The sequence below is a fragment of the candidate division KSB1 bacterium genome (genome assembly GCA_022562085.1).
Taxonomy (GTDB): domain Bacteria; phylum Zhuqueibacterota; class Zhuqueibacteria; order Oceanimicrobiales; family Oceanimicrobiaceae; genus Oceanimicrobium.
The window spans coordinates 1-9,579 of record JADFPY010000162.1 but is presented as its reverse complement, the minus strand read 5'-3'; the positions used below and the strand labels follow the sequence as shown (position 1 = coordinate 9,579).

Below are 9,579 nucleotides of genomic sequence, written 5' to 3'. Positions count from 1 at the left end.
CTGGCCACTTTCAGCCTGATGTATTTCCAAAACATAACCCTGAATATCATGACGCTGGGCGGACTGGCCCTGGGAGCAGGCATGCTGGTCGATAACGCCATTGTGGTTATCGAAAATATTTTTCGCAGGCGGCAATTGGGCGAAGCTGCCGACGAAGCTGCGGTGAAAGGTGCGTCCGAAGTTGGCGTCGCAATTGTGGCTTCAACTTTGACCACGATTATCGTCTTTCTGCCAATTGTCTTCGTCCGCGGTGTGGCAGCTGAACTTTTCAAAGAACAAGCCTGGGTGGTCGCTTTTTCGCTGCTTTCATCCTTGCTGGTTGCTTTCCTCTTGATCCCAACTTTATCGGCGCGCTTGTTCTCAAAAAAACTACCCACTATTCAACAAAAAGCGTTGCGACTACCTTTTTATGAAAAGACTTTAAGCTGGGCGTTGAATCATCGCGCTCGAGTCCTCATTATTGCTTTGATTATGTTAGCGGTCTCGGCTGGTTTGCTGCCAATCATCGGCTCAGAGTTCATCCCGCGCAGTGCTGAAAATCAGGTGCAGATTCAACTCGATTTACCTCCGGGAACGCCTCTGCAAAAAACCTCTGCAGTCATCTCGGGTTTTGAAGATCGCATCCGGCAGGTTCTCGATGACAACGTCGAGCAGATTTTTTCGACCGTAAATGTGCAATCGTCACAGAACATCTTTTTCAGCGGAAGGCAAAGAAGCGAGCATCGCGCTGAAATCACCCTCAACTTATCTACCGGGGATGGAGGTTCCACACCAACTGAAGCAATTACCGCATTGCGTCCTCACCTGGATTTCGAGGGAATCACCACCGTGTTTAAAATTCGCGAAAGCAGTTTGCAGCAAACGCTTGGCGCCGAGAAAGCTCCGATTGCAGTGGAGATTCGCGGCAACGATCTCGGAACTTTACAAGCAACCAGCGAACGCCTGGCGCAAGCCTTGAACAATTTGAATGAGTTGCACACTATTGAAACCAGTTTCCAGCAGGGACTCCCTGAATTAAATTTGCAAGTGGACCGCGTTTTAGCGGCGAGTTTCGGTTTGGACGTGCAGCAAATTGGCGAGGCGGTTCGCCAAAGGCTCAGCGGTGAAGTTGCCACTGATTTTTACAGCGAAGGCAATGAACGGGATATCCGCGTGGTCTTTCCGCGAATGACACGCACTGAATTGGCCGATTTAACACTGCAAACGCCCAACGGCTCAACAGTGCGTTTGCGAGATATCGCCGAACTCATTTTGAGTGAGGGACCGAAAGAGATTCAGCGACGTAATCAGTCGCGAGTGGCACATGTGACGGCTCAACTTCAAAAAGGTGTGAAACTAAGCAAAGCAATTTCTACTGTTGATGCTGTTTTGGCAGATTTCCCAATGCCGGCAGGTTACGAGCTTCGCTTCATCGGTGAGGAAGCTTCCCGCGAGGAATCATTTGCGCAGATGAAATTTGCCCTGATTTTGTCGGTGCTTCTGGTTTACATGGTGCTGGCTTCTCTGTTCGAAAGCTTACTGCACCCGTTTACCATCATGCTGACTCTGCCATTGGCTGGAGTCGGGGTGGTTTTCGCTTTTCTACTTGTCGGCGAACCGCTAAGTATCATGGCTTACATTGGCATCATTATGCTTGCCGGCATCGCGGCCAACGATTCGATCGTTTTGGTTGATTACGTAAATCGACTCCGGGCAAATGGTACAGCGCGCCGCGCCGCTCTGCTGCAAGCAGGCCGCGACCGGCTCAGACCGATCCTCATGACCAGCGCAACCACAATTCTGGCACTGCTGCCCTTGACCATCGGACTCGGCGAAGGCGCTCGTTTGCGCGCGCCGATGGCCATTGCTGTGATTGGCGGGCTGGTAACCTCGACGATATTGACGCTGGTGGTGATTCCCGTGGTTTATGAGTTGCTCGATGGACTTAGAAAAAAAAGTGTTTGAAATACCATTCCTTCCCAAGCTCCCGCTTGGGAAGGAAAGCACTTGGCATTGAAAAGGAATTGATTCTTTGAATTCTCTGCGGTGATTGTGCTTGAAAGAAAAGACGAAGCAGAGCTTCTAAGCAATTGTGTTCCCAAGCAGGAGCTTGGGAACAAGAAGATGAGTAAAAAACATGAGAAGCACATACAAAATATATGCTCAAGAAGGAATTTACTTTGTCACTTCGACAACTGTTGAGTGGATACCCATCTTTACCAGAAAGAAGTACTTCGAGATCATAATTCAATCACTCACTTTTTGCCGGAAAAACAAAGGTTTGAAAATTTATGCCTTCATCATCATGGATAACCATATTCACATGATTGTTTCCGGCGAGAACTTGTCTCAAACCATGAAAGAATTTAAAAGCTTTACGGCAACAGAAATTATAAAAGTTGCAAAAAAAGATAATCGACAATGGCTACTTAACCAACTCGAATTTTATAAAAAGAAATATAAAAACACCAGCACTCATCAAGTTTGGCAAGAAGGGTTTCATCCGAAGCAAATTACATCGGATGAAATGCTAAGTCAGAAGGTTGATTATATTCACTACAATCCTGTAGAAGCAGGGTTTGTTAAAAAAGCTGAGGATTGGATTTATTCAAGCGCCTCAAATTATCTTTTAGGTACGGGGGTAATTGAGATTGATTGGCTTGGGGAGTAAAATGAAGCAGGAGCTTACCCATATCTCCCTTCCCAAGCTTTCGCTTCCCCACTACCTCCTTCCCAAGCTCCTGCTTGGGAAGGAAAAGCCGAAGCAGATCTTCTACGAAATTGTGTCCCCAAGCCGGAGCTTGGGAACAAGAGATAATACTTTAACACTCTAACATTTGAAAACACAAACACTTTTTTAGATGACTTCATTCGCCCTAAAACGCCCCATAACCATTTTCATGATCACGGCTGGCCTGTGTTTGCTCGGCGCGATTTCGTGGCAGCGGTTGTCCGTTCAGTTACTGCCTCAGTTTATTTTCCCCGAGATTTTCATCAATACCGGAATGGCGGGCGCGTCTCCGGAAAAATTGGAGCGCGATCTGGTCATTCCTATCGAAGGGGAGCTGGCAACTTTAGACGATATCCACGATATCGAGTCGCGGGTCTTTTCTGATTTCGCCAACATCACGGTCTCGTTTAACCAGGGCACGAATATGAAATTTGCCGTGCTTAAGTTGCAGCAAAAAATGAGCGCTCTGGAAAACCGGCTTCCAGCCGGAACCCGGATTTCCGTCAATAAATTTGACACTGCAGATTTGGCAACTTTCCTCATGCAGTTGAGCATTCGCGGCGACGCCAGCTTGGAAACTCTTCGGGAAGTTGCCGAAAGAAGAGTTCGCCGCAAGCTGGAGCAAATAGATGGCGTCGTCAACATCCATATTGGCGGCGGCGATCAAAGAACCGTCGGGGTTCAAATCGATACAGACCGCTGTGAGGCCATGAACATCCCGGTCGCCTCGGTGCAGCAAAAGATCAACGCATTTCACCGCAACCGAGAACATCTGGGCCGGGTGATTTCTTCCGGGAATTTGCTGGACGTGATCCTGCTGGGAAAGGTCGAGGATCTAAAGGAACTCAGCGACCTCATTATCGACCCTCGCAGCGGGGCACGACTAAAAGACGTTGCCACGATCGGATACAGCCATGAGGAGCGCACCCAACTCTTCCGGGTGGATGGCAAGGCAGGTGTTGGCATTTTCGTTCAAAAAGATAATATCAGTAACATGCTGAAAGTCTCGAACGCGGTCCTCGAAGAGATAGAAAGCATTAACTCCGACCTTTCGGAAACGGGCTACGAACTGGTTATCAATTTTAATCAAGCAGAGTTGATTCAAAATGCGATTGACCGTGTTGAGAAATTGGCAGTAACCGGAGCTTTTTTAGCGATGGCACTGCTTTTCTTGTTTTTACGCAACCTGCGTTTTGTAACCATCCTGATTATCGCGATTCCGGTTTCGCTTCTGGTCACATTTAATCTGATGTTTACCTTTGATCTTTCCATCAATATTCTGTCGCTGGTCGGGTTGGCGCTGGCCATCGGTATGCTGGTAGACAACGGCATCGTGGTGATGGAAAATGTTTTTTTGCATCGTCAACGCGGCAAGGATCCCAAAGAGGCGGCTTTAGTCGGCACCAAAGAGGTTGGCCGTTCTATTTTTGCTGCCACTGGAACTACCGTGCTGGTTTTCTTGCCCGTTCTTTTTGTAGAGAGCAAGGCCCAATTATTTGTGAAGGAGCTTGCTCTTTCGGTTATTTTCCCGATAACCGTTTCACTAATTGTCGCCCTGACCTTAATTCCTTTGCTTGCCAGCCGAGCTTTTAAAGGGAAATCAGTAAAGGCTTTCAAAAGTGGTCGAATTTTAGAAATCTATCGCCTGTTCCTCAAATCGGCAATTCGTCATCGCATTCGGACCATCAGTCTTGTGGCAGTGTTTTTATTGATCAGTTTGTTTGTCGCGGTTGTGTTTATTATTCAGCAAGCAGCGCCGCCGCCCCCGTCACGCTTAGATATTTATCTCACCATGCCCCGAGGCTCGACCTTGGACTGGTCGGACAACATCGTCCGGCGAATAGAGAACCAGGTTCTGGAGTTGCCGGACCTCAAAGAAGTCCGGGCGAGTGTCCGCGCAGAGGAAGCGAATATTTCAGTGAATTTCTTGCCGCTCGCAGATCGCACGGAAGAATTAAAAATAGCTAAGATTAAAGAAAAAATTAAAAAACAAAATGAGAGGCTGGATCAAGTTGACCTCGCATTTGACAGGCCACGAACCGGTGGTTCGGTGCAGCGCAATGACGGTATCTCTGGATTTTTAGCCGGGGAAGAAGGCCTGAAACTAAAAGGCCACGATTTAAATTCATTGCGGTTGTTGAGCGAGCAAATTAAGCAAACTTTGGGCACTATTCAGCAATTAGATCGAGAGTCAATCAACTCGGATTTGCAAGGCGGAGCGCCGGAGCTGCAGATCCGAGGCGACCGGCTCAACCTGGCGCTCTCCGGATTGGACATGCAGCAGATTATGGCGGCAATCTGGTCTACCCGCGCCGAGGGCTCAAAAACCTCAACTCCGTTTTCCGAAACAGGCGGCGATGTGGATATCAGCCTGCAAATCAAAAATGCTGCAGAACGCCAACTTGAAGACGTCGCGAAAATGAAAATCCGCAATCAGGCCGGGCAGTTGATACCGCTCGGTATGGTTGCCGATGTGCGGGTCGACGATGGGCCGGGAAATATCGTCCGGCATAATCAGGAACGACAGGTGAAAATCACCTACGCATTTACCAAGGAAGCACAGCAATCCAAGTCGCGGATGGAATTGGCAAAATCTCAAATCGCGCAGTTCGCGAAAACAATGCGACTGCCAAAAGGGTTTACTTTAGAGAAACTCGAAGACGAAAGCGAACGAACGGTCTATTATTGGATGATGGGCATCGGCGCGCTTTTGATTTTCATGTTTTTGGCGGCACAGTTTGAATCGTTTACTTCGCCGATGGTTATTCTTGGAACCGTGCCGACTGCCATCGTCGGGGCTTTGTTTGCATTGGCTTTGAGCGGGACACCGTTGTCGCTGGGTCAGGGGGCGCCTATGGCTTTGCTTGGTTTGATCGTGCTTCTTGGAATTGTGGTTAATAATGGCATCATTTTGTTAGACAGAATAGCTATTCTAAGAAATCGCTATGGCTACCGCTGGCAGCGGGCGGTGATTACCGCAGGCCAAAGCCGGGTGCGGCCGATTATCATGACCTCTGCAACCACCATGCTTGGCCTTTTTCCTCTTGCACTGAAACAAGGCACGGAGTTTGAACTCTGGCCGCCGTTCGCAATAACAGTGCTTGGCGGCTTGCTGGTCTCTTCAGTCGCAACTCTGATTTTTATTCCGGTGCTCTATGTCGCGCTTGAGCAGATTAATGCCTGGTTGAAAAAGATCGGTGGGGTCAATGTCGTCGGCGGGACAATCGTTGCAGCGGTGGGGGTCTTCTGGTTTCAGAATAATTATCGAAGCGTTCTTTATACGTCCATCATCGTCTTACCAGTATGGTTCGGAATTCTCGGGCTCATTTATGGCATTAAGCAGTTTTTTATCATCAGACTGGAGAAGCAGCGTTTAGCCGAAAAGACTCTGACCATTCGCATTAAAAATCTCACTAAAATTTACGGCGCTCCCGGCCGCTTTAAACGAGAGTGGCGGAAGCAAGCGCGCCGCTGGGATAGAATTGTTGTTGAAGGCCGCCTCCCCTGGGAGAAACAAAGCTTGCAAGAATCCGCAATTTGGCTGGCGGCCCTGGGCGCTCTGCTGGTCTACTTGCACACCTTTTTTAATAGCGGCTTTTGGCTGACTGTAATCAGCTTACTTACTTTAACATGGATTTTTGGCGTTCGGGAACTCTGGTACCGCTGGCGAATTGTCGGCGGTAAAGCTCCAAATTTTGAAGTGAAAGTTCCTAAATGGCTTTCGAAAATTGGTAGATTACTTTATTTAGTAACTATCGGTTGGCTGGTCTTTTTATTCAAAAAAGTATTTAGAAGGAAACCTGAACCGAAGCCGCAAAAGTCAACTTCGAGTGAACAAGTCACGCCGCTGAATTTTCCGCGCAAGGGCACGGTTCTTTTTGTCCTGATGTTCCTGGCTTATCTGTTTTTTCGAGTTGGCTCGACCGGTCTGCTCATCACCATATTTATCATTACAGTCGTTCTGGCCTGGTTTAATCGGCTTGCCCGTAAAATCGAAAAAGGTGAAATCGACCCCGAGCAGCCGAAAGGCAAATTCAGGAAAATTAAACGAGGCTTCTACACGATAGCCCGGAATATTCCAGTGATTCGGCCGCCGAAAAATCAAGTGGTGGCTTTACACAGCGTCGATTTGGAAATCGGCAAAGGCATGTTCGGACTTCTCGGCCCGAACGGCGCCGGCAAAACCACCTTGATGCGGATCATAGTCGGCGTTTTGGAGGAGAACAGAGGCAGTATTAAAATTAATGATCTCAATTTGTCTGAGCACAGGGAAACCTTTCACGGCGCCATCGGTTACCTGCCGCAAGACTTCGGACTTTATGAAAACATGACCCCGCTGGAATATTTAAATTACCATGCCTTGAACAACGGTATTTATGAACCGGAGGGCCGGAAAGAACTGATTGAAAATATTATCAAAAGTGTAGGCCTGTGGGAGCGACGGGATGATAAAGTCAAAACGTTTTCCGGCGGCATGAAACAGCGGGTGGGCATTGCCCAGACGCTGCTGCATTTGCCGCAAATCATCGTGGTGGACGAACCGACTGCCGGCCTTGACCCGCGCGAGCGCATTCGGTTTCGAAATCTTTTATCCGAATTAGCGAAGGAACGAATCGTCATTTTCAGTACCCACATTGTCGAGGACATTTCAAGTACCTGTCACGATTTGGCAGTGCTCGATAAAGGCAGACTGCAGTACCGCGGCTCACCTGAGGAAATGCAGGAACGGGCAAAAGGCAAGGTGTTCGAAGCCATGATTTCGAGTGATGAATTCAATAAGTGGCGAAATGAAGTCCGGGTCGTCCAGCACAGTAAAGTGAATGGAAATATTCGGATTCGGTTTTTGAGTGAAGTGGCGATCGGTGGTTTAGATGCCAAGTCGGTTGAGCCTTCGCTGGAAGATGCGTATGTTTATTTGTTAAGTAGTCAGAATTCAGGAGACAGGAGGAGGAATCCGGATTGAGAATTCAGAAGATAAAATTAGAGGGTTAGGATGAGAGAGCCTGCTAAAAGTTTTGTGGATTTGATTGTTTGGCAGAAAGCGCATAATTTGGTTCTGGCTATTTATAAGTTTTCAGAGAATTTTCCCAAATCTGAAACTTACGGTCTGACGTCGCAATTGCGCAGATCTGCGGTTTCAGTGCCAGCAAACATTGCTGAAGGATTCAAGAAAAAGGGCAAACGTGACAAATTGAGGTTTTTGAACATAGCTCAAGGCTCCTTGGAAGAAACACGGTATTACTTAATTTTGGCCAGAGATCTCAGATACGGAGATCCGGCGGATTTAATGAAATTAGTTGAAGAAGTTGGCAAATTGCTTGGCGGCTACTCAAAAAGAATTCTGGCTTCCGGCTCCTGAATTCTTTATTCTGTAATATTACCTGATTCTGGCAAAAGATTTAAAGTATGGCGAAACAAATAAATTAAAATCAAAACTTGAAGAAGTTAGCAAATTACTCACAGCTTATTCAAAATCGATTCTGTCTTCTGGCTCCTGAATTCTTTATTCTGTTTTTCTAACTTAAAAATTCTGACTACTTATTATGAACCCCAAAGAAACTCTAAATCTCCTCGCGAAAAACACAACCGTTTACCAAAGCTTTTCAGGGTTAACAAAGAGGAGCCAGCTTAAAGTCAGCTGGGAAATTTTCCGCTCTCAAACCCAGATTATTTTTTCTAAAAAATTTATCTGGGCGATGGGGCTTGTGGCGGCTTATTTCATATTGATTTATTTCCTAAACTATTTTGAGGAAATTCATGAACGGATGGAGCTGGAAGATCTTTTGTGGTTTCTGCAATGGCCGCTTTGCGGACTGGCTCTCTATCTGAACATGCAGCTTATTTCCAGCGAAAAAGAGAACCGTACCCTGGAAGTATTGTTTACCACCGCAGGTTCAAGGTATAAGGTCTGGTTACTCCGCGTTGGAACCCTGAATCTTATTCTACTTCTAGTTGCCTTTAGCCTCAGTTTCCTGACATTTTTCACCTTCTCAGACCTGCCGATTTTAGCCATGGCGTTGAACTGCTTTGTGCCCGGTTTTTTTATCGGCGCCATAACCCTCTATCTTTCAGTGAAATTCAGAAGCGGGTTTGCAGCGGCAATGGGAACCATTTTGTTCCTTTTGTTGAGCATGATCTTGTTTGGCGCCCTCGACCTCGAGGATACCCGCTACCCGCTTTTTTTTAACTACTATGACATCCCACGTAATATCGACCCCGGCACCTGGTATCTCTGGATGTGGCAAAACCGAATTACGGTGGTGATTTTAGGGGTGCTTTTACAGTTTTTTACTTTGCGGGGGTTAGAGGGACGGGAGAGACTGCTGCGGTAAATTTTAATTAGGTTCATGCAGAAGGCCAATCTTTGAAAAAAAATCCGTTATTTTGTAGGGGCGTTCAAATTGAACGCCCCTACATTTATATTTTGAGCAAAGGAATTATTTCTGCAACACCTTGCTTGTGGAGGAATTAAAGGGGGGTGTAAACTCTGCCAATATTCAAATCATGGATATTAGAATTGGCAAATCAAACAGGACGACCCCTCCTCGTAAAGCTTACCGGGCAACTGATGGAACCAGAGCAAGAGCTTTTCAAAACACGGGTCGACCAAATCTCAAAGAATACCGCCGAGCAGAAAGTCGTCTTTGATTTCAGTTTCCTAATAAACATGAGCAGTTCCGGCCTCGGCAAATTGATTGTACTGCACAAACGTTTAGTCGAACAAGGGCGGCAATTTGCCATTCAAGGAATTAACAATTTATTTGCTTTCTTTCAGGCCATCCACCTTGAAAAAATGATCCAGATGGACAAAGATCCTGGCCCCGGCAATTTGACTTTAACCACTTTTGAAAGTTAGTTAAATCCTCTTT

6 protein-coding genes are annotated in these 9,579 nt (G+C 46.9%); all 6 read left to right on the top strand.

Translation table 11 applies throughout. The annotated features are described in order from the left end of the window. Window positions 1-1,944: efflux RND transporter permease subunit (locus IH879_13575; protein ID MCH7675966.1), on the top strand; the 1,944-nt coding region annotated here is incomplete at its 5' end. A gap of 172 nt (window positions 1,945-2,116) precedes the next feature. Beyond that, window positions 2,117-2,650 carry a transposase gene (locus IH879_13570; GenBank protein ID MCH7675965.1) on the top strand — a complete coding sequence of 178 codons (534 nt, stop codon included), beginning with the start codon at window positions 2,117-2,119 and terminating at the stop codon, window positions 2,648-2,650. A 190-nt stretch (window positions 2,651-2,840) separates the two neighbouring features. Continuing rightward, window positions 2,841-7,673 (top strand): efflux RND transporter permease subunit, encoded by a 4,833-nt coding sequence (locus IH879_13565; GenBank protein MCH7675964.1) that lies wholly within the window; start codon window positions 2,841-2,843, stop codon window positions 7,671-7,673. Between the two features lie 30 nt (window positions 7,674-7,703). Beyond that, on the top strand, window positions 7,704-8,069 hold the full coding sequence (locus IH879_13560) for a four helix bundle protein (protein ID MCH7675963.1): 366 nt from the start codon (window positions 7,704-7,706) through the stop codon (window positions 8,067-8,069). A 184-nt stretch (window positions 8,070-8,253) separates the two neighbouring features. Further along, window positions 8,254-9,042 carry a hypothetical protein gene (locus IH879_13555; GenBank protein ID MCH7675962.1) on the top strand — a complete coding sequence of 263 codons (789 nt, stop codon included), beginning with the start codon at window positions 8,254-8,256 and terminating at the stop codon, window positions 9,040-9,042. A 185-nt stretch (window positions 9,043-9,227) separates the two neighbouring features. Beyond that, entirely contained in the window at window positions 9,228-9,566 is a 339-nt protein-coding gene (locus tag IH879_13550; GenBank protein MCH7675961.1) for an STAS domain-containing protein, read from the top strand. Window positions 9,567-9,579 lie beyond the last annotated feature (13 nt).